Annotated in this window: 19 protein-coding genes; 11 read left to right on the forward strand and 8 right to left on the reverse strand. The window is 69.2% G+C overall.

Annotation, left to right across the window (positions count from 1 at the left end):
• Positions 1 to 7: 7 nt before the first annotated feature.
• Complete coding sequence (locus tag WB794_RS09725) at positions 8 to 199, forward strand: oxidoreductase-like domain-containing protein (protein WP_337335667.1); 192 nt, start codon at positions 8 to 10, stop codon at positions 197 to 199.
• A 106-nt stretch (positions 200 to 305) separates the two neighbouring features.
• Here WB794_RS09725 and WB794_RS09730 read toward each other — a convergent pair whose 3' ends face one another.
• Both WB794_RS09730 and WB794_RS09735 read right to left on the reverse strand, forming a co-directional pair.
• Complete coding sequence (locus tag WB794_RS09730; RefSeq protein ID WP_337335668.1) at positions 306 to 2,840, reverse strand: M12 family metallo-peptidase; 2,535 nt, start codon at positions 2,838 to 2,840, stop codon at positions 306 to 308.
• A gap of 120 nt (positions 2,841 to 2,960) precedes the next feature.
• Complete coding sequence (locus WB794_RS09735) at positions 2,961 to 3,737, reverse strand: SDR family oxidoreductase (protein WP_337335669.1); 777 nt, start codon at positions 3,735 to 3,737, stop codon at positions 2,961 to 2,963.
• Positions 3,738 to 3,795: 58 nt separating this feature from the next.
• On the opposite strand from WB794_RS09735, the gene WB794_RS09740 reads away from it, so the two are divergent.
• The gene (locus WB794_RS09740; protein WP_337335670.1) at positions 3,796 to 4,152 is read left to right on the forward strand and encodes a hypothetical protein; all 357 of its coding nucleotides are present in this window, start codon (positions 3,796 to 3,798) and stop codon (positions 4,150 to 4,152) included.
• Entirely contained in the window at positions 4,149 to 4,364 is a 216-nt protein-coding gene (locus WB794_RS09745) for a hypothetical protein (protein ID WP_337335671.1), read from the forward strand. Before WB794_RS09740 ends, WB794_RS09745 begins: the two co-directional genes overlap by 4 nt.
• A 127-nt stretch (positions 4,365 to 4,491) precedes the next feature.
• Here the strand turns inward: WB794_RS09745 and WB794_RS09750 are convergent, their stop codons facing one another.
• The 5 genes from WB794_RS09750 to WB794_RS09770 all read right to left on the reverse strand — a co-directional run bounded on the left by WB794_RS09750 (position 4,492) and on the right by WB794_RS09770 (position 11,139).
• Entirely contained in the window at positions 4,492 to 6,999 is a 2,508-nt protein-coding gene (locus WB794_RS09750) for a DNA topoisomerase I (protein WP_337335672.1), read from the reverse strand.
• Positions 7,000 to 7,191: 192 nt separating this feature from the next.
• Complete coding sequence (locus tag WB794_RS09755; protein ID WP_337335673.1) at positions 7,192 to 8,166, reverse strand: RDD family protein; 975 nt, start codon at positions 8,164 to 8,166, stop codon at positions 7,192 to 7,194.
• Positions 8,167 to 8,245: 79 nt separating this feature from the next.
• Complete coding sequence (locus WB794_RS09760; RefSeq protein WP_337335674.1) at positions 8,246 to 8,728, reverse strand: DUF494 family protein; 483 nt, start codon at positions 8,726 to 8,728, stop codon at positions 8,246 to 8,248.
• Positions 8,725 to 9,909 (reverse strand): DNA-processing protein DprA, encoded by a 1,185-nt coding sequence (gene dprA, locus WB794_RS09765; protein WP_337335675.1) that lies wholly within the window; start codon positions 9,907 to 9,909, stop codon positions 8,725 to 8,727. Before dprA ends, WB794_RS09760 begins: the two co-directional genes overlap by 4 nt.
• A gap of 60 nt (positions 9,910 to 9,969) precedes the next feature.
• Positions 9,970 to 11,139 carry a LysM peptidoglycan-binding domain-containing protein gene (locus WB794_RS09770; protein ID WP_337335716.1) on the reverse strand — a complete coding sequence of 390 codons (1,170 nt, stop codon included), beginning with the start codon at positions 11,137 to 11,139 and terminating at the stop codon, positions 9,970 to 9,972.
• A 199-nt stretch (positions 11,140 to 11,338) separates the two neighbouring features.
• Here WB794_RS09770 and def point away from each other — a divergent pair, with 199 nt between their 5' ends.
• From def to WB794_RS09805, 7 genes are all read left to right on the forward strand, one after another.
• Positions 11,339 to 11,848, forward strand: coding sequence for a peptide deformylase (gene def, locus WB794_RS09775; RefSeq protein ID WP_337335676.1), 510 nt, complete (start codon positions 11,339 to 11,341; stop codon positions 11,846 to 11,848).
• Between the two features lie 65 nt (positions 11,849 to 11,913).
• Positions 11,914 to 12,831: a methionyl-tRNA formyltransferase gene (fmt, locus tag WB794_RS09780; protein ID WP_337335677.1), complete on the forward strand. Its 918-nt coding sequence runs from the start codon at positions 11,914 to 11,916 to the stop codon at positions 12,829 to 12,831.
• A 5-nt stretch (positions 12,832 to 12,836) separates the two neighbouring features.
• Entirely contained in the window at positions 12,837 to 14,186 is a 1,350-nt protein-coding gene (rsmB, locus tag WB794_RS09785; protein ID WP_337335678.1) for a 16S rRNA (cytosine(967)-C(5))-methyltransferase RsmB, read from the forward strand.
• Positions 14,122 to 14,637 carry a DUF4390 domain-containing protein gene (locus tag WB794_RS09790; RefSeq protein ID WP_337335679.1) on the forward strand — a complete coding sequence of 172 codons (516 nt, stop codon included), beginning with the start codon at positions 14,122 to 14,124 and terminating at the stop codon, positions 14,635 to 14,637. Before rsmB ends, WB794_RS09790 begins: the two co-directional genes overlap by 65 nt.
• Positions 14,634 to 16,763, forward strand: a complete 2,130-nt coding sequence (locus tag WB794_RS09795; RefSeq protein ID WP_337335680.1) for a sensor histidine kinase — start codon at positions 14,634 to 14,636, stop codon at positions 16,761 to 16,763. The genes WB794_RS09790 and WB794_RS09795 overlap by 4 nt, the downstream gene beginning before the upstream one ends.
• 253 nt (positions 16,764 to 17,016) lie before the next feature.
• The gene (locus tag WB794_RS09800) at positions 17,017 to 17,355 is read left to right on the forward strand and encodes a type II toxin-antitoxin system RelE/ParE family toxin (protein ID WP_337335681.1); all 339 of its coding nucleotides are present in this window, start codon (positions 17,017 to 17,019) and stop codon (positions 17,353 to 17,355) included.
• Positions 17,352 to 17,633 (forward strand): helix-turn-helix domain-containing protein, encoded by a 282-nt coding sequence (locus tag WB794_RS09805; protein ID WP_337335682.1) that lies wholly within the window; start codon positions 17,352 to 17,354, stop codon positions 17,631 to 17,633. Before WB794_RS09800 ends, WB794_RS09805 begins: the two co-directional genes overlap by 4 nt.
• Positions 17,634 to 17,637: 4 nt before the next feature.
• Here the strand turns inward: WB794_RS09805 and WB794_RS09810 are convergent, their stop codons facing one another.
• Positions 17,638 to 18,252, reverse strand: coding sequence for a response regulator (locus WB794_RS09810; protein ID WP_337335683.1), 615 nt, complete (start codon positions 18,250 to 18,252; stop codon positions 17,638 to 17,640).
• Between WB794_RS09810 and WB794_RS09815 the strand changes: the two genes are divergently transcribed.
• Positions 18,223 to 18,711, forward strand: a complete 489-nt coding sequence (locus WB794_RS09815; RefSeq protein ID WP_337335684.1) for a tudor domain-containing protein — start codon at positions 18,223 to 18,225, stop codon at positions 18,709 to 18,711. The genes WB794_RS09810 and WB794_RS09815 overlap by 30 nt on opposite strands.
• The last annotated feature ends 1 nt before the right edge of the window (position 18,712 follow it).

The following is an 18,712-nucleotide window of genomic DNA, read 5'->3' on the forward strand; positions in this document are numbered from 1 at the left end:
CGTGACGATGCCGCTTCCCCTCATCCATCCCGACCACGATCCCCGGCCCGAACCGCCCGAGGCACCGCTGCCGTCGGACTGCTGCGACAGCGGCTGCAACCCCTGCGTGCACGACAGCTACGCCGAGGATCTGGCGTACTACCGCGAACAGCTCGCGGCGTGGCTCAAGCGGCACCCCGAAGCGACGGGGCGGGCGTAGGTCGGCCCTGCGCGGCCGACGCTGCGTGGCGGTGTGGCAGAGCGTACGTCGGGCGTAGGTCGGCCCTACGTGGCCGACGCTGGCGTCGGGGCATACCCTCGGTGCCTCACTCGAAGCCGTTGGCGAACAGGATGCCGCCCTTGAGCGCGACGCTTGCGCTGGCCGTCTTCGGGCCGCCGGAGCCGGTGTTGCCGTTGTCGTTGATGCCGATGGTCAGCGTGCCGATGGCGGTGAAGCCGGCTGTCGTCAGGCTGACCTGAGCGCTGCCGAAGTAGGCGTTGAGATTGGCCAGCGTGCCCTGGAAGCTGCGGGTCGAGCCGCTCCCGGAGGCGGTAACGCCGCCGCCGCTGGTGCCGTTGACGGTGACGGCCGCCGGCGCGCTCAGGGTGACGGTGAGCGCTCCGCCGCCCGCATCCACGTCGCTGAAGGAAACGCCCGAAACCGCCACGGTGCCGGTATCGGGCAGGCCCATCAGCGTCGGCGCGGCGACGCCCGGCGCATCGTTCACCGCCTGGATCGCGATGCTGAGGTTTCGCGTGGCGCTCTGCGCGCCGCCGCTGCCGGCATGGCCGTTGTCGTTGATGGCGATGCCGAGCGTCACGCTGCCGGTGGCGTTGGGCGCGGTGAGATAGCGCAGGTTGCCGGCGGCGATGAAGGCATTGAGCGCAGTGAGTGTGCCGGTCAGCGTACGCGCCGTGGGCGTGCCGCCGACGCTGACGCCGCTGCCGGCGGTGCTAAGGCTGCCCGCCGGCACGGTGAAGGTGGCGGTGAGCGATCCGCTGCCGGCATCGATGTCGGAGAAGGAAATGCCGGAAAGCGAGGACGTCACGTCTTCGGCCAGGGAGATGCTGGCGGGCGCGGAGATGCCGGGGGCGTCGTTGACGGCGGTGATCGTCAGGGCAAGGCTGCGGCTTGCGCTCTGCGCGCCGCCGCTGCCGGTGTTGCCGTTGTCGTTGATGACGATGCCGAGCGTCACGCTGCCGGTGGCGTTGGCTGCTGTGGTGTAGCGCAGGTTGCCGGCGGCGATGAAGGCATTGAGCGCAGTGAGTGTGCCGGTCAGCGTACGCGCCGTGGGTGTGCCGCCGACGGTGACGCCGCTGCCGGTTGTGGTGAGGCTGCCCGCGGGCACGGTAAAAGTGGCGGTCAGCGATCCGCTGCCGGCATCGGAGTCGGCGAAAGTGATGCCGGCAAGCGGCGAGGCCACGTCTTCGGTGACGCTGACCGATGCCGGTGCCGTGATCGACGGCGGCTGGTTCGGAGAGGCTATGGCCACCACGCAGCTGGGGGATTGGGCGGCGATGCGGGTGTTGATGGTGGTGACCTGCACCGGATGGATGATGCTGGCGTTGGGTTGGCCGCAGCCGTTCATGTGGCAATAGCTCATCAGCGTGCCCTTGGGTGCGCCGGGTGCCGGGCTGGTGGGGCAGGAGGTGGTGCCGGTGTAGCAGCCCGATTCGCCCGAGAAGCACCGGTCGAGCGTCGAGACGGCGCTCGGGAACGCACCGGAGGTATTGGTGCAGTGGGTATGGCTGAGCCCGAAGTTGTGGCCCAGCTCGTGCGCCACCAGCGATACGTCATCGGCCGCCGTGGCCCCCGCGTACTTGTACACGCGGTTGACGCTGTAGTGACCGTAGATCTGCCCGCCGTAGTTGGTCCCGGTGGCGGCGCAGTAATCATTGCCGGACACGAGCCAGGCGATTCCGTTGGCGCTGTAGGGAGCGGCCGACTTGCCCGAGATCATCAGCGCGAAGGCGCGCGGGTAGCTGGCGTAGGGGTAGTTGTTTTTCCAGTAGAGCCCGAACTCGTTGAGCTGGTCGAGCGTGTCGGAGCCGACTTCGGAAGGGTAGGGATCGGTGATGGTGGACGGGCGCAGGATCTGGCTGCCGATCTCCAGTTTGATCTTGGCCCCGCCCGCGCCCGGCTCCATCTCGTAGATCGCGCTCATGCCCGCCACCAGCGCCGCCATGTAGTTTCCTGCGCTGGTGGTGTTGTTCGAAAACTTCTGCTGCAGCAGTTCGTTGTCGGTGTCGATCGCCAGCGTCACCTTGCGCGTGGCGACCTTGGGCGTGGCGGCAGCGGTGGGCGCATGCAGCGTGAGCGCCTTGCGCCAGGAGGCATCGCCTTCCAGGCCGCCGAGACAGTCCGCTTCGGGCAGGCTGCCGTCGGGCAGCGCCGCTTCGGTGGAAATGCCGGAGAGGGTGAGCCCGCCGTCCGCGCGCGGCGTCACATCGAGTCGGAAACTGCCCTCCTCGCCCAGCAGCAGGCCCTCGCCGTGCGAGAGGCCGGGAGCCAGCGACAGCGAAAGGCGTTCGCCCGCCCGCACGCCGACGAAGTGCACCAGATTGCTGCGCGGCATCGGCTCCAGTCCGCGCGCCGTGGCGACCCAGAGCTGCGCGTCGGGCGCATAGACCTCCAGGCGGCGCAGGTTCCAGTCGCCGCCGGCCGACGCACTGTCGTCGCGGTGCAGGGTGATGCGGGCCTCCTGGTCGGGAGCGAGCGCGCGCAGCCGGGTGAGCGTCGTGGCATTCAGCTGGCGCTCGACCGTGATCGCCGGTTCCGTCTGCGCGGACGTCGCCGATGCGCCGCCGAGTGCGAGGAGCAGCGCCAGCGCGCTGCCGAAGCCGATTCGTGTCGTGGGCATGTCATCCTCCTTGCGCTGCGCCAGCGCCGCCGGCCGGCAGCCGCCGCAGTCTATCGGTCTCGGGAAAAAAACGGTCGCGCACCGCGACGGACGCGCGCAATGCGCCGGCGGGCGGCGCGGTCAGAACCCGTAGCGCAAAAACCCCCCGTCCACCGCGATGCACTCGCCGGTGACGTAGCTGGCCGCCGGCAGGCACAGGAAGGCGACCGCGGCGGCGACTTCCTGCGGTTCGCCGATGCGGCCCATGGGCGTGCGCGCCAGTACCTCCTCGCGGTATTCGTGCGAGGCCAGCGCCCCGGCGGTGCGGCGGGTGCGGATGTACCAGGGCGCGACCGCGTTGACCCGGATCCCGTCGCCCGCCCATTCGCAGGCGAGGTTGCGGGTGAGCTGGTGCAGGGCCGCCTTGCTGGCCCCGTAGGGCGCGCCGGTGCGCACGTGGGTCAGGCCCGAAACCGAGCCGACGTTGACGATGGCGCTGGCCGGATGCCGGCTCAGCAGCGGGTGGGCGTAGCGGCAGATCTCGAACGCGGCGAACAGATTGGTCTCGAAGATGCCGCGCCATTCTTCTTCGCCGTAGTCCATCGCGGCGCGCGAGACGTTGGTGCCGGCGTTGTTGACGAGCAGGTGCAGATCGCCGCCGCCGTCCTCGATCCAGTCGAACAGCGCCTGCCGTTCCGAGGCGATGGACACGTCGGCGGCGAGCGCCAGCACGCGGCGTTCGGGGAACTCCTCGGCGAGGTCGTCCTCGACGTCGCCCAGCGTCTGCGCGTCGCGCGCCGCCAGCAGCACGTCGGCACCCAGCCCGAGCAGCTCGCGCGCGACCGCAAGCCCGATGCCGGCGCTGCCGCCGGTGATGAGGGCGGTCTGGCCGTCCAGTCGCCAGCGTGGGTCGGTCATGCGCATCTCCGGTGCGGGGCGGCGATAGGATATAGCCAGTCTGTTCCGGGAGTCCCGCATGTCGCCTCGTTTTTTCCTTGCCCTGCTGCTGGCCGCCCCGGTCGCGTGCGCCGCAGCGTCCTGCACCGAGGTGGACGGCTGGAACGCCGGTCGCCGCGGTGCGGCCGCCGATGCCGCCTGTACCGCCGATGCCTATGCCGAGGCTTTTCGTCTGGGCGAATCGCTGGCCGCGTTGAAAACCCGGCGCGAGGCGCTCGATGCGCAGGCCGCCAGGCTGCCGGATCAGGCCGGCGCGCTGCGCCGCCAGCAGCGCCAGATCGACGTCGACATCGAAGCCATCCACGGCGTCGCCACCCTGCGCGGCTGGCCGGTGCAGACCCTCAGCCGGGAATCGGGAAGGAAGGACACGCCATGAGCATTCGACTTGCGGGCCTCGCGGCGCTGCTGCTTGCCAGCGCCCTGCTGCCGGCCTGCGGCAGCAGCGAGCCTCCCCCGCCGCCCAAGGACGAGCACAAGGCGCTGCAGCGCGCCATCCAGGAGCCGATCGACAGGGCGCGCGCGGTGGAAGGGCAGCTGCAGGAGCAGCAGAAGGCGAGGCAGCGGCAGCTGGACGCGCAGGAGCAGTAGGGCAGCGCCATCCGGGAGTCGGGGAGCGCCTCGGAGCAGGCCTCGAACCGCCATCCCGGACCTCGCCGGGGTGGCGGTGAGGGCTCCGGCACCGCGAGGCGTCGGGTGCCGAGCGGCGGCGGAAGCGTCAGTTCGCCGGGGCTTTCTTCACAGCCGCTTTTTTCGCGGCGGTTTTTTTGGCGGGGGCCTTTTTCGCGGCGGACTTCTTGGCCGGTGCTTTCTTTGCCACCGCCTTCTTGACCGCCGTTTTCTTCACTGCCGCCTTCTTCGCCGGGGCTTCCTTCCTGGCCGCGGCCTTCTTCGCGGGTGCCTTCTTCGCCGCGGCCTTGCGGCCGAATCCCTTGCGCGCCGGCCTGCCGGTCTCTTCCATCAGCTGCTGGACTTCGGCCAGCGTCAGCGATGCCGGGTCGCGGTCCTTGGGGATCTTGCCGTTGAGCTCGCCATCGGAAAGATAGGGCCCGAAGCGGCCGTTGAGCACCTGGATCGGCGAGCCTTCGAAGGTCTTGATGATCCGGTTGGCGGCGATTTCCTCCTTTTCGCGGATCAGGAACAGGGCACGATCCAGATCGATGGTGTAGGGGTCGTCTTCCTTCTTGAGCGAGGCGTAGGTGCTGCCGCGCTTGGCGAACGGCCCGAAGCGGCCGACCGCCACCGTCACCTCGTCCTCGCCATCGGTGCCGAGCGTGCGCGGCAGCTTGAACAGCTCCAGCGCCTCGGGCAGGGTGATGGTGTGGATGCTCTGGCCGGGGCGCAGCGAGGCGAAGCGCGGCTTGTCCTCGTCTTCCTTGGTGCCGATCTGCGCGAACGGCCCGTAGCGGCCCAGGCGCACGGTCACCGGCTTGCCGCTGGTCGGATCTTCGCCCAGCACGCGCGCGCCGGTCGCCTCGGAGCGGTCCACGCTGTCGGTCTTTTCGTTCACCAGCGCCTTGAACGGCTCCCAGAAGCGCGCCATCAGCGGCACCCAGTCCTCCTCGCCGCGGCTGACCGCGTCCAGCTCGTCCTCGAGCTTGGCGGTGAAGTCGTAATCCACGTAGCGGGTGAAGTGGCTGGAGAGGAACTTCGCCACCGCGCGGCCGACGTCGGTCGGGCGGAAGCGGCGCGCGTCCAGCAGCACGTATTCGCGGTTGAGCAGGGTCTGGATGATGCTGGCGTAGGTCGACGGGCGGCCGATGCCGTATTCCTCCAGCGCCTTGACCAGGCTGGCTTCGGAGTAGCGCGGCGGCGGCTCGGTGAAGTGCTGGTCGGCCAGGATGGCCGACAGCGGAACGCGCTCGCCCTGACGCATCGCCGGCAGCTTGCGGCCCTCGTCGTCGTCGTCGGCGCTGCGCGTGTCCTTGCCTTCCTCGTAGACGGCCAGGAAGCCCGGATCGACGATCGTGGTGCCGGTGGCACGGAAGCCATCGTCCGGGCCGGCGGCCAGCTCGACGCTGACGGTGTTGAGCGTGGCGGGAATCATCTGGCAGGCCACGGCGCGCTTCCAGATCAACTCGTAGAGTCGCGCCCCGTCCGGATCGAGGAAGCCGGCGACGGATTTGGGCGAACGCAGCGCCGAGGTCGGGCGGATCGCCTCGTGCGCTTCCTGCGCGTTCTTGGACTTGGTCTTGTAGACCGTGGCGGTCGCGGGCAGGGCGTGTGCGCCGAAGTCGCGCGCGATGGTCTGGCGCAGTTCGTCGACCGCCTCGGCCGAAAGGTGGGTGGAGTCGGTACGCATGTAGCTGATCAGGCCCACCGTGCCCTCCGCGCCCAGCGCCACGCCCTCGTAGAGCTTCTGCGCCACGCGCATGGTGCGACTGGTGGAAAAGCCGAGCTTGCGCGCCGCTTCCTGCTGCAGGGTGGAGGTGATGAACGGAGGTGCCGGGCGGCGCTTGCGCTCCTTGCTCTCGACCGATGCGACCTCCAGCGCGCCGCCGGCCGCGGCCAGCAGCCGGGTCCGCGCCGCTTCCGCCGCGGCCTCGTCGGTCAGGTCGAACTGCTCGAATTTCTTGCCGGCAAGCTTCACCAGACGGGCGCTGAACGGCTGTGCCGCATGCGCGAGCTGCGCCTCGATCGTCCAGTACTCGCGCGAAACGAAGGCTTCGATTTCCTCCTCGCGCTCCACGATCATGCGCAGCGCCGGCGACTGCACGCGCCCGGCCGAGAGGCCGCGCTGCACCTTGCGCCACAGCACCGGCGAGAGGTTGAAGCCCACCAGGTAGTCGAGCGCGCGGCGCGCCTGCTGGGCGTTGACCAGGTCGGTGGACACCGCGCGCGGGGTCGCCATGGCCTCCTTGATCGCGCGCGGGGTGATCTCGGTGAACACCACGCGGTGCACCGGCTTGCCCTCGGTCAGGCCGCGCGCCTTCAGGATTTCCTCGATGTGCCAGGAAATCGCCTCGCCCTCGCGGTCGGGGTCGGTGGCCAGATACAGCGTATCCGCGCCGCGCGCCGCCTTGGCGATGGCATCGACATGGCGCTCGTTCTTGTCGATCAGCTCGTAGCGCATGGCGAAGCCGGCATCGGGATCGACCGCGCCTTCCTTGGGCACCAGGTCGCGCACGTGGCCGTAGGAAGCCAGGACCTGGAAGTCCTTGCCGAGGTACTTGTTGATGGTCTTCGCCTTGGCGGGCGATTCGACGATGAGGAGGTTCTTGGGCATTGAGTTTGTTGTTGTTGTAGCGGCGCGTCGGCCGGCAATATGCCGCGTGCCTGGGTGGGGTTCGTGCGTCTAGTCAAAGCATGCGGCGTGCCGGCCTGTCAAGCGGCTGCGCCTTGCATGCTGCGCGATGTCGGGTCGCCGTGCTGCATGGCCGGCGTGCCGGCGGCACGCCCGATCGGTGTGTGGAATGCCTCAATGGCACCAGCTCGGAAGACGGTCGATGCCGGCCTTGTTGGTGCAGTACCAGGTGTTGTCGATGGGATCGAGTTCCGCCAGGAACTGGCGTTCGACGTTGCCGATCGCCGGCGGCATCCAGATCGAGATGCCGCAGAATCCCTCTTCGAACTCCCCGATCACGATGCGGTTGATGCCGGGCGCGGCGTAGCTTTCCGGTACGTCGAAGCCGGCGCTGGCGTTGTCCGGGCAGCGGCCGTCGACGAGGACGGATTCAGCGACGCTCGCGCGCAGCGGCGCAAGCGCGATCTCGACCTGGGAGAACTGCGCGCGCGTCAGGTACTGCTGGTAGGCCGGCACGGCAATGGCGGCAAGGACACCGACGACCATCAGCGCGACCGCCAGGATCATGCCGACGACCAGTGCGATGACGCAGCCGCCGAGGCTGCGCCGCTGCCGTTCGGGATGCTCGGTATAGGCCCAGCGGTCGACCACGAAGGTGCCGGCGACCATGTCGTGCAGCGCCTGTTTCCGGTCGGTGAAGGCGGCCATCAGGAAGCCGATGTAGAGCGTCAGGTACGAAAGGCTGGCGGCGAACCAGCGCCCGAGCGCGTGGGCGGGCGTGAGCCGGTTGCCGTTGCGGTCCACCACTTTGATGCCCAGCGCCTGCTTGCCCAGCGTGGCCTGGTGGCGGGAGCTTTCCATCAGCGTGTAGTAGGCACCTGCCGCCGCGTAGTAGACGAGGGTGAATCCGAGATAGGCGGCGAGCACCCAGCCCGGCGGATCGTCCGAGTCCAGTGCCTGAAGGCGCTCGAATCCTCCGACCACTCCGGCGATGATGATGACGATGAACAGCAGCGCGTAGAAGCCGGCACCGAGGATGAGCTGGTCGAGAAACAGCGCCGCCCAGCGCTTGAGGAAGCCGGCCTGGACGACGTCCTCGAGCTGGCGGCTGCCGACGATGTGACCCGGGTCGATCCACTGGTCCGACATGGCATGTGATCCACTGTGAAAGGGGCGGATCGTGCCGCCCCGGTTGATGGTGTCGCGGTCTGCGGCGCGCGGCCGCGTATCAGTGCACGGGCTCGCCGTCGTCCTGGAACATGAGGCTTTCCATCCACGCGAACGCCTCCTCCTGGCCCGGCTGATTGAACAGCACCATGAGCACGACCCACTTGAGGTCGTCCAGGTCGATCTCGTCCTGGTCCAGCGCCATCGCCCGCTCCACCACGTGCTCGTGCTGGGCGGCATCGATGATGCCGTTGTGGCACAGGAACATCAGGAAGCCGCGGCAGTCCGCGTCCAGGCGCTCCAGCTCCGGCCCGGCGTACAGCCGGATCGGCGTGTCGCGCCGGATCTCCCCGGTCGGCGCGAACTGGACGCGCTGGTCATCCAGCGCCTCGAGCCAGTCGAACGCCTTGCTGATTTCACTGGGGCTGAAGCCTGCCTGGATCAGGCCGGCCTGAAGCGTGGTGCGGTCCCTGACGGCGTCGGGATCGTCGTAGAAATAGTTCTCGAACAGATAGAGAAGTACGTCCAGCAAGGTCTCTTTCATCCATCCTCTGCCTGCGCCGGGTGGTGGCGCGTCCCGGAACCTCCGTGGTGGCGCAGCGCGTAACGCCCGTGTGCCGCCGCCACCCGCCCGTCCAGTTCCATGAGAATCAGCATGGAGGATAGGGTTTCGACCGTCAACCCGGTGCGCTGGGCGAGCACGTCGATGGGCACCGGATCGTGGCCCAAGGCGGCGCGCAGGCGGCGGTAGTCGGCGTCTTCCTCCGGCCCGGCCGCGGCGGTCGCGTCGCCGGAGCTGGCGGTCGGGCCTTCCGTGAGCCTGCCGCGCAGCGCGGTGGCCAGCTCCTGCGCCCTCGGCCCGATGGCCTCGATGATCTCCTGCGCCGTTTCCACCAGCGCCGCGCCTTCGCGGATCAGCCGGTGACAGCCCTTGGCCAGCGGGTTGTGGATCGAGCCGGGCAGGGCGAACACCTCGCGGCCCGATTCCGCCGCCTCGCGCGCGGTGATCAGCGCGCCGCTGCGCTGGGCCGCCTCCACCACCAGCGTGCCCAGCGTCAGGCCGGCGATGATGCGGTTGCGCATCGGGAAGTTCTGGCGCTGGGCCGGCGTGCCGGGCGGGTACTCGGTGACGATTGCGCCCTGCGCCATGATCGCGTCGGCGAGCGCGCGGTTGCGCGTCGGGTAGACCAGATCGGGCCCGGTGGCGACCACCGCGACCGTCGCCTGGCCGACATCGAGCGCCGCGCGATGGGCGGCCGCATCGATGCCGTCGGCCAGTCCGGAGGTGACGACCAGCCCGGAGCGCGCCAGAGCGCGGGAAAAGTCGCGGGCGTTGGCGATGCCGCCGTCGGTGGGATTGCGGCTGCCCACGATGGCGATTTGCGCAAACCAGAGCCATTGCGGGTCGCCGGCCACGAACAGCGCCGCCGGGGCGCGCTGGGCGCGCCCCAGAAGCGTCGGGAAGTCGGCGCTGTCGCAGGTGATGAGGTGATGATTCGGCGAGGCGTCGAGCCAGGCGCGATCGGCGGCGAGGGCATCGGTATCGGGGGCATCGAACCACTGGATGGTGATGTCCGGTGCGCCGGCGGCGCGCAGCTGCGCCGCATTCGCGCCGACCACCGCCTGCGCCGATCCGAGCGAGGCCAGCAGCCGCCGGGTTCCGGTGCCGCCCAATCCGGGCGCGCGGATCAGGCGCAGCCAAGCATCGATCGCGTCATCCGCCATGCCGTGCGTCCGTCTTGCAGCGCCGCGGGCGAGAGGCTCGCCCGCGGCGGTGGATATGGCTCAGTAACGGTCCGGCGCATCGAGCCGGTCGCCGAGCTGGACGGGGCGGATGCCGTCCATGACCAAGCCGTAGCTGACCTTGTCGAAGGTGCGGAAGATCATGACGTGGCCGGCGAATTCGTCCGGCAGGCTGACCTTGTTGCGGTTGAGGTTGGCCTCGATCCGCTGCGGATGGCGAATGTCGTCGCGCACCCGCTCGCCCTGGTGCCAGATCGAGAACACCTGGCCGTTCTCCAGGCCTTCGCGTGCGCCGGCGGAGATGGCGACCACGTCGTTCCGGCCGCCGAAGTGGAGGTGATCGGTAACCGCAAGCACGCGTGCATTGGCTGGAATCCCGGCCGGAGCGCGCGGGTGGAAGCTCAGGTCGTAGGGGAAGGCGTCAAAGGGCATCAGCAGGTCGCCCTTCTTCACCTCGTGCCCGCCGGGGACGATCAGCACGGTGGCCGGGTCGCCGCTGCGGGTGACCTGGCCCTGCGCGATTTCGTTGACTTCCCAGCCGAGGAACTCGAAGCGCTTTTTGGTGATGTAGTGGTGCGCCCAGCGGATGCTGTTGCTGGTCGGCTCGGCGCCGCGCTCGGCGCTCCAGGCGTCGTTGCGCAGGACCGGCTCGCGGTCGGGGTGCTTTTCGGTGGCGATCGGCATCATCGCGTAGCGCACCGTCGGGCGAACGATCGAGACGCGCGCGCCCGGCTCCAGGTTCTGGCCGCGCACGTAGACCACCTGGCCTTCGGCGCTCATCAGCCGGCTTTCCTCGATCCCGAGCACGTAGGGCAGGGCCTTGTACTGGTCCTCGTCCAGCACGTGCTGGTTGGTCAGGAAGTCCTGCACCTCCGACAGCGGCACCGCCGGGATCGGCAGCGCTTCGGCCCGCACTTGCGGCGAGAGGCGGCTGACCGTCAGCGCCGGCTGGCCGCGGCCGCGGCCCAGATAAGCCAGGCTCAGCACGTCGCCCGGATAGATGAGGTGCGGGTTCTCGATCTGCGGATTGGCTTGCCAGATTTCCGGCCAGAGCCAAGGCTCGTTGAGGAACCGCTTGGCGATGCCCCAGAGCGTGTCGCCCTTCACCACAACATAGGTGTCGGGATGGTCGGCGCGCATCTGCAGGGCGAGGGCACCCGTCGCGAAGGTCAGCAACGCTGCCGCGGAAACTGCAAGAAGTTTTTTAAGCATGGCTTCCATGTACCTGATTCCCCAAGCAGGTTTGTCCCCTGACTTGGGCTTGAATATAACGGAAAACCGTGAAGAAACGAAACAGGGGGCACGGACCTGCGGTAGCGGGCGGTCAAGTCGGTACAATGTCCGGTGCAGAACTGCCCGGAGCGGCGACTGCCGCCTTGATTCCTTCGGGCCAGGAGCCCATCTTTCCTTCATGGCCAAGCTCACCATCCTCGAATTCCCCGATCCGCGCCTGCGCACGGTCGCGCGCGCGATCGATCCGGCCGAGTTGGACGACGCTTTTCGTGCCCACGTCGCCGACATGTTCGAGACCATGTACGAGGCACCGGGCATCGGGCTGGCCGCGAGCCAGGTCGACGACCACCGCCGCTACATGGTGATCGACGTGTCCGAGGCGCGCGATGAGCGCCGCGTGTTCGTCAACCCGCGCATCATCGCGCGCGAAGGCGAGCAGGTGTGCCAGGAAGGCTGCCTTTCGGTGCCGACCATCAATGCCGACGTGACCCGCGCGGCGTCCATCGTGGTGCAGGCGCTGGACGAGTTCGGCTCGCCCTTCGAGCTGGCGGCCGAGGGTCTGCTGGCGGTCTGCATCCAGCACGAGATGGACCATCTGGAAGGCAAGCTCTTCATCGACTATCTCTCCCCGCTCAAGCGCGACATGGTGCGGCGCAAGCTCTCCAAACTGCGCCGCAGCGCGGCCTGAAGGCCGCATCACGAGGTTTTCCGGCGCGCGGCTTGCCCGCGCGTCGTCGTTTCGGAAGGAATGCGATGACGCTTCGACTGCTGTTCGCCGGCACGCCGGAATTCTCCGTGCCTTCGCTGCGCGCGGCGCTGGCCGGTGGCGAGGTGCTCGCGGTCCTGACCCAGCCCGATCGCCCGGCCGGGCGCGGACGCCAGCCGCAGATGAGCCCGGTCAAGCAGGTTGCGCTCGAACACGGATTGCCGGTGCTGCAGCCTGCGTCCCTGCGCGAGGCCGAGGTGCAGGCGCAGCTGGCGGCACTGGAGCCGGATCTCCTGATCGTCGTGGCCTACGGCCTGATCCTGCCGCAGGCGGTGCTCGACATCCCGCGTTTCGGTGCCTGGAACGTGCACGCCTCGCTGCTGCCGCGCTGGCGCGGCGCGGCACCGATCCAGCGCGCCATCGAGGCCGGCGATACGCAGACGGGCGTGTGCCTCATGCAGATGGAGAAGGGTCTGGATACCGGCCCGGTGCTGCTGCGCGCGGACACGCCGATTTCGAACACGGACACCGGCGGCAGCCTGCACGATCGCCTCGCCGCGCTGGGCGCGGACGTGCTGGCCGAAGGCCTGGCGCGCCTGGCCGCAGGCGAACTGCCTTCGGCCGAGCCGCAGGACGCGGCGCAAGCCAGCTACGCGCACAAGCTCGACAAGGCCGAGGCGCGGCTCGACTGGGCGCAGCCCGCCGCGCTGCTCGAGCGCCGCATCCGCGCCTTCAACCCGTGGCCTGTGGCCGAGGTGCAGCTTGACGGCGAGCGCCTGCGCCTCCATCGCGCCGCGGCCGTCGACGGCCATGGCGAACCCGGTTCGGTGCTGGCGGCCGGACGCGACGGCATCGTGGTGGCGTGTGGCGAAGGCGCGCTGCGGTTGGACGTGTTGCAGCGCGACGGCGGGCGCGCGATCGCGGCGGCCGACTACCTCAACGCGCGTCCGGGCCTGCGGCGGTGAGCGCGATGACGGGAGCCCTGCCGCGTGCCCTCGCGGCCGAGGTGATCGCGGCGGTGCGCTTCGACGGGCGTTCGCTCAAGGCGGCATTGCCCGATGCGCTGGCGCGGCTGCACGATCCGCGCGATCGCGCGCTGTGCGAGGCGATTTCCTTCGAATCCGTACGCTGGCTGCCGCGCTACGAGTTCTGGCTCGCGCGGCTGCTCGATCGCCCGCTGCCGGCGGCGGCGCGGCGCGTCCACGGCCTGCTGCTGGGCGGCCTCGCGCAGCTCGACGCGATGGGGCTGTCCGACTATGCCGCGATTTCAGCGACGGCCGAGGCCGCGCGCACGCTGCGCCAGCCGCGTCTGGTGGGCCTGGTCAATGCGGTGCTGCGGCGTTTCGTGCGCGAGCGCGAGGCGCTGCGGGCCGCCCTGGCGTCCAGCCCCGAGGCCGCGGCCGCGCACCCGCGCTGGCTGCTGGATCGGCTCGCGGCGGACTGGCCGCAGGACAGCGCGTGCATCCTCGAGGGCAACAACACCCAGGCCCCGATGTGGCTGCGGGTCAATGCCCGCCGCACCACGCGCGAGGCGTACGCAGCCTTGCTGGCCGCAGACGGTATCGACGCGGAACCCGCGGTCTCGGCCTCGCAGGCATTACGCCTGGCGCGGCCGCTCGCGCCCACGCGCCTGCCTGGCTGGAGCGTGGGTCTGGTCTCGGTGCAGGATCTCTCGGCGCAGCGCGCGGTGCCGCTGCTGGACGCCCAGCCCGGCGACCGCGTGCTCGACATCGGTGCCGCCCCCGGTGGCAAGACCGCGCAGATCCTCGAAACCTTCCAGGCGCTTGGCGAAGTGGTGGCGCTGGATATCGACGCCACACGGCTGGCGCGCGTGGAAGGCACGCTGGCGCGCCTCGGGCTTTCGGCGCGCTGCATCCAGGGTGACGCGGCGCGGCCCGGCGACTGGTGGGACGGGATGCCGTTCGATCGCATCCTGCTCGACGCGCCCTGCTCGGCCACCGGCGTCATCCGCCGCCAGCCCGACATCAAATGGCACCGGCGCGAAGAGGACATCGCGGCACTGGTGCGGCGGCAGGCGGAGCTGCTGGACGCGGCCTGGCCTATGCTGCGCCCGGGCGGGCGTCTAGTCTATGCGACCTGTTCCGTGCTCCGGGACGAGAACGACCGCCAGATCGATGCCTTCCTCGCACGCACTCCATCTGCCCGCGCAATCCCGCCGCCCGATGGCCTCGGCCGTCGCGCCGGCGCGGGCGCGCAGCGCTTCCCGCAGCGCGAGGGCGGCGACGGGTTCTTCTATGCGATCCTCGACAAGGATCCTGCTGACGGCGCTGCTGGTCCTGACGCTGGCCGGATGCGGTGACGAGCCACAGCGCGCCAGCATCAGCGCGGCGCGCACGGTTTCCGGGCCGGACGGGCTGGTGCTGGAGGTGACCCAGCGCATCGAGCTGTCCGAGACCATGCACGCCGCGCTCGACCACGGCATCGCGCTGCGCCTGGTCTATCGCATCGACGCTTGCGGCCACCTGCGCCAGCGCGCACTGTGGCTGCGCCACGCCCCGCTCAAGCGGCAGTACGAGCTGCAGCGCGAAGGCGATGCCGAGATTCGCGGTTTCGCCCGCCTGCCGCTGCTGGCCGCGGCGCTGGACCGGGTGCGCCTGCCGCTCGATCTTCCCGGCGATGAGCGCTGCGCCGGATCGGTGCAGGTGCGGCTGGATCAGGCCGCGCTGCCGACGCCGCTGCGCTTTCCCGCCTTCGTCGAGCCGGCGCAGTGGCGGCTTTCTTCCGCGCGCTTCGCCTGGGAGGCGCGATGAGCACCTCGCGCCGCGCCCGCGCCGTTCGGATCACCGTTGCCGTGCTGCTGCTCACGGCCCTGCTCGCCGGCCTGTACCTGGTCGCCGGTTCCCAGGGCCTGGGGCCGCGCTACGCGCGCTGGTATCCGGCCGTGTTCGCCACCACGCTGGGCGCGCTCGCCGTGCTTTCGATCGCCATCGCACAGCGGCTGTGGCGGCTGCGCCGGCAGCTTGCCCGCGGCGAGCCCGGCGCGCGCCTGACCCGCCGCCTGCTGCTCCTGCTGGTGCTTCTGGCGCTGCCGCCGCTGGTGCTGGTCTACGGCTTCGGCGTGCGCTTCATCGGGGCGACGGTGGATTCCTGGCTGCCGGCGAACAACGCCGACGCGCTGGCCGACGCGCTGGCGCTGGGACAGCGCTATCTCGATGACCGCATCGCCGAGGCGCGCGCCGCGACCGAGCGCAGCGCGCGGGATCTCTCCATTCCCGGTGCCGAAGGGCTTGATGCGGCGCTGGAAGACGCGCTCGATGCCAGTCATGCGCGACAGATGGCGATATTCGAGCCGGACGGCCGCGCGCGCGCGGTGGCCGCGGCCGATCCGGCCCTGCTGCTGCCCGAACCGCCGCAGGACGAGGCGCGCCTGGCGCTGCGCAACCGCGCCCTGTACGCCGCCACCGAGCGCGACGGCGACGGGCTGCGCATCCGCATCCTCGCCGCACTGCCGGGCGACCGCATCCTGCAGGCGCTGTACGAGCTGCCGCCCGAGGCCGCGGCGCAGGCGCTGCGGGTCGAATCCGCCGTGCACGCCGCTTCGCGCGCGCAGTTCCTGCGCGAATCGCTGAAGCTGGCCTTCATCCTGATCCTGAGCCTGGTTCTGCTGCTGTCGCTGTTCGCCACGGTGCTGGCCTCGTTCGGGCTGGCGCGACGCCTGGTGGCACCGATCGCGCGCCTCTCCACCGCCACGCGGCGCATCGCCGAGGGCCATTTCGACGCGCGGCTTCCCGAGGGCGAGGACGACGAACTGGGCTTTCTGGTGCAGTCGTTCAACCGCATGACCCGCGAGCTGGAGCTTTCCCGCGCGAGAGAGCGCGCCAGCGCCGAGGAAAACGAGCGCCAGCGCGCCTTCCTGGAAACCGTGCTGGCCCATCTGACCTCCGGCGTGCTCGTCGTGGATGCGGACCTTCAGTTGCGCAGCATGAACGCCACCGCGCGCCAGATGCTCGGGCTGGCTCCCGACCAGAACACGGTCTGGCCGCTGGCCGAGCTGCGCCGCATTGCGCCGCAGGCGGCGGGCCTGGTCGGAACGCTGCTCAAGCGCCTGCGCGAGGGCGCCCGCGAGTGGCGCGAGGAAGTGACCCTCGACGGCAGCGGCGCCGTACCGCGGGTGCTGCTGCTGCGCGGCGCGCGGCTTCCCGGCGAGGGCGCGGTGGCGGTGTTCGACGATGCCACCGTCATCGACCGCGCCCAGCGCGACGCGGCCTGGGCCGAAGTGGCGCGCCGCCTGGCGCACGAGATCAAGAACCCGCTCACGCCGATCCAGCTGGCGGCCGAACGCCTGCGCCGCCGCGTGCTGCCCAAGCTGGAGGAAGACGACGCCCAGGTGCTCGATCGCGCCACCCACACCATCGTGACCCAGGTCGATGCGCTCAAGGCCATGGTCAACAGCTTCGGCGATTACGCCCGTCCGCCGAGCCTCGCCCTCGCACCGCTCGACCTCAATCGCCTGGTGGGCGACGTGCTGGACCTTTACGAGCACGACCAGCGTCTGAGACTGGTGCGCGCCCTCGCGACGGACCTTCCAGCCGTGCGCGCCGACGCCGGCCGCATCCGGCAGGTGCTGCACAATCTCGTGAAGAACGCGATCGAAGCCTGCGCCGAGCGCCCCCGCCCCGGCATCGAAGTGGCGACGCGTCGCGTCGAGGAGGGCGGGCGCGAGTTCGTCGAACTGAGCGTGGCCGACGACGGCCCCGGCCTGCCGGAAGGCTTCGACCTGCACTGGTTCGAGCCCTACCGCAGCACCAAGCCGCGCGGCACCGGCCTGGGCCTCGCGATCGTGGCGCGCATCGCCCAGGAGCACGGCGCGCGCTTCGAGGCGCGCCGCCGCGCCGAGGGCGGGGCCATGTTCATCCTGCGGCTGCCGACGGGCTGAGGCGGGATCGTGACTCCGGGGCGGGCCAGCGCGCCGGAGAGGTGGTCGCCGTGGAAGTTGATCGGCGCGGAGACGCCGTACTCGGCCGGGCGCAGCAGGATTCGCTGCAGGAAGGCATCGGCGATGGCGTCCTTGAGATGAGGACGCCATCAGGCTTGTCTTCGGGGAGGATGTGCCGGAGGCCGCCGTCCAGCTCGCCACACAATCGCGTGGAGCACTTGCCGGGGCATACAATATTTTATATGTTGCGCACATGGCCGCTCCCAAGCCTATCGAGTTCCGGGGCAACTCCCTGGATGATCTTCGCGCCTTTCCTCTCCCGGTCAGGCGCGAGGCGGGGCATCAGCTCGATCAGGTGCAGAACGGTCAGGAGCCGGACGACTGGAAGCCCATGAGCACCGTGGGCCAAGGCGTGGAGGAGATCAGGATTCGCGATGCGACCGGGGCGTTCCGCGTCCTCTATGTCGCCAGGTTTGCGGAGGCGGTCTATGTGCTCCACTGCTTCCAGAAGAAAACGGAAAAGACGAGCAAGACCGATCTGGATGTGGCTGCAAAGCGTTACCGCGACGTGTTGAAGGAACTGCGCCAATGAGCAAACAACGATTCGCCAGCGTCTGGGATGCCATCGAGAACACCCCGGAGGAGGCGGAAAACATGAAGCTGCGTTCCGTCCTGATGGCGGCGCTCAAGCAACACATCGCCCGCAGCGAGATGACACAGGCGCAGGCCGCCCAACTCTTCGGCGTGACCCAGCCGCGTGTCTCGGACCTGATGCGCGGCAAGATCAACCTTTTCGCGCTGGATGCGCTGGTGAACATGGCGGCAGCAGCGGGTTTGCACATCGAGATGCAGGTGCGCGACGCGGCTTGAACCGCTAAACCAACCCCAACTCCACCGCCAGCCGCGCCAGATCGCGATCATTTCTTGCGCCGAGTTTTTCCAGCAGCCGGGCGCGGTGGGCGTAGAAGGTCTTGTCGCTGATGCCCATTTCCACGGCGGCGGCCTTGGGGATGAAGCCTCGCACCAGAAGACCCAACACCTCGCGCTCGCGCGGCGAAGGCTCGAAGCGCGAGGCCGCCACCGCGTGATGCGATGAAGGCCGCACATCGCAGCTCAGATAGCGCCCGCCATCGAGCACGCCTGCGATGGCGGCAATCAGTTCCTCCGAACCCGCCGCCTTGGTGACGTAGCCCTGCGCGCCCAGCGCAAGCGCCTCGGCCACGAAGGCCGGGTTGTCGTGCATCGACAGCACGATGCAGCGCAACGCGGGAAACCGCTCGCGCGCATCGCGCAGCAGCGCCATGCCCGAGCCATCGGCCAGGCTAATGTCGGTGATGAGCAGATCGGGTTCGAGCGTTTGCAGCAACGCCAGCGCCTCCAGCCGCGACGCGGCTTCCCCGGCCACGCTCAACGCGCCATCGCGCTCAATCAAGCGCTTGAAACCCTCGCGCACGATGGCGTGGTCGTCTACCAGAAGAATCTTGGTCATGTGGCGAGTGTCGCAGATTGGTTTGGGTTGCGGGCAAGAAAGATTCTTGGCGCTCTGACACCAAGAAATTTTCTTATTGTGTTGTGCTTATGTTGTGTCGAAACATTCAACGCCGCCGTGCCGCAGCGAAAAATGGAGTATCACATGGATAAGGTCGGAGAAGTTTACAAAGAAAAGAAACACGAATTGGTTAAATCTTCACACGGAGATGGGATCAATTACCGGATATTCTATGGCGACGTGAACTGGACAGGTGATCCAGACGACGATATCCGCGCCTTTGTCGTATTCGTTCAATACGGCAACGAGCCTAACTGGGAAACCGCACTGCAGAAAACAGCATCGGGCCGAAAACAAATCGCGCTGAAGATGCCCGCCCACATCCTCGAAGAGGACTTCGACATCGTGGCGTCTGCCTGTATGCGTCTGCGCCACCGTGTAAGAACAGAGGGGGTTTGAT

This window comes from Denitratimonas tolerans (genome assembly GCF_037203605.1).
GTDB lineage: Bacteria > Pseudomonadota > Gammaproteobacteria > Xanthomonadales > Xanthomonadaceae > Denitratimonas > Denitratimonas tolerans.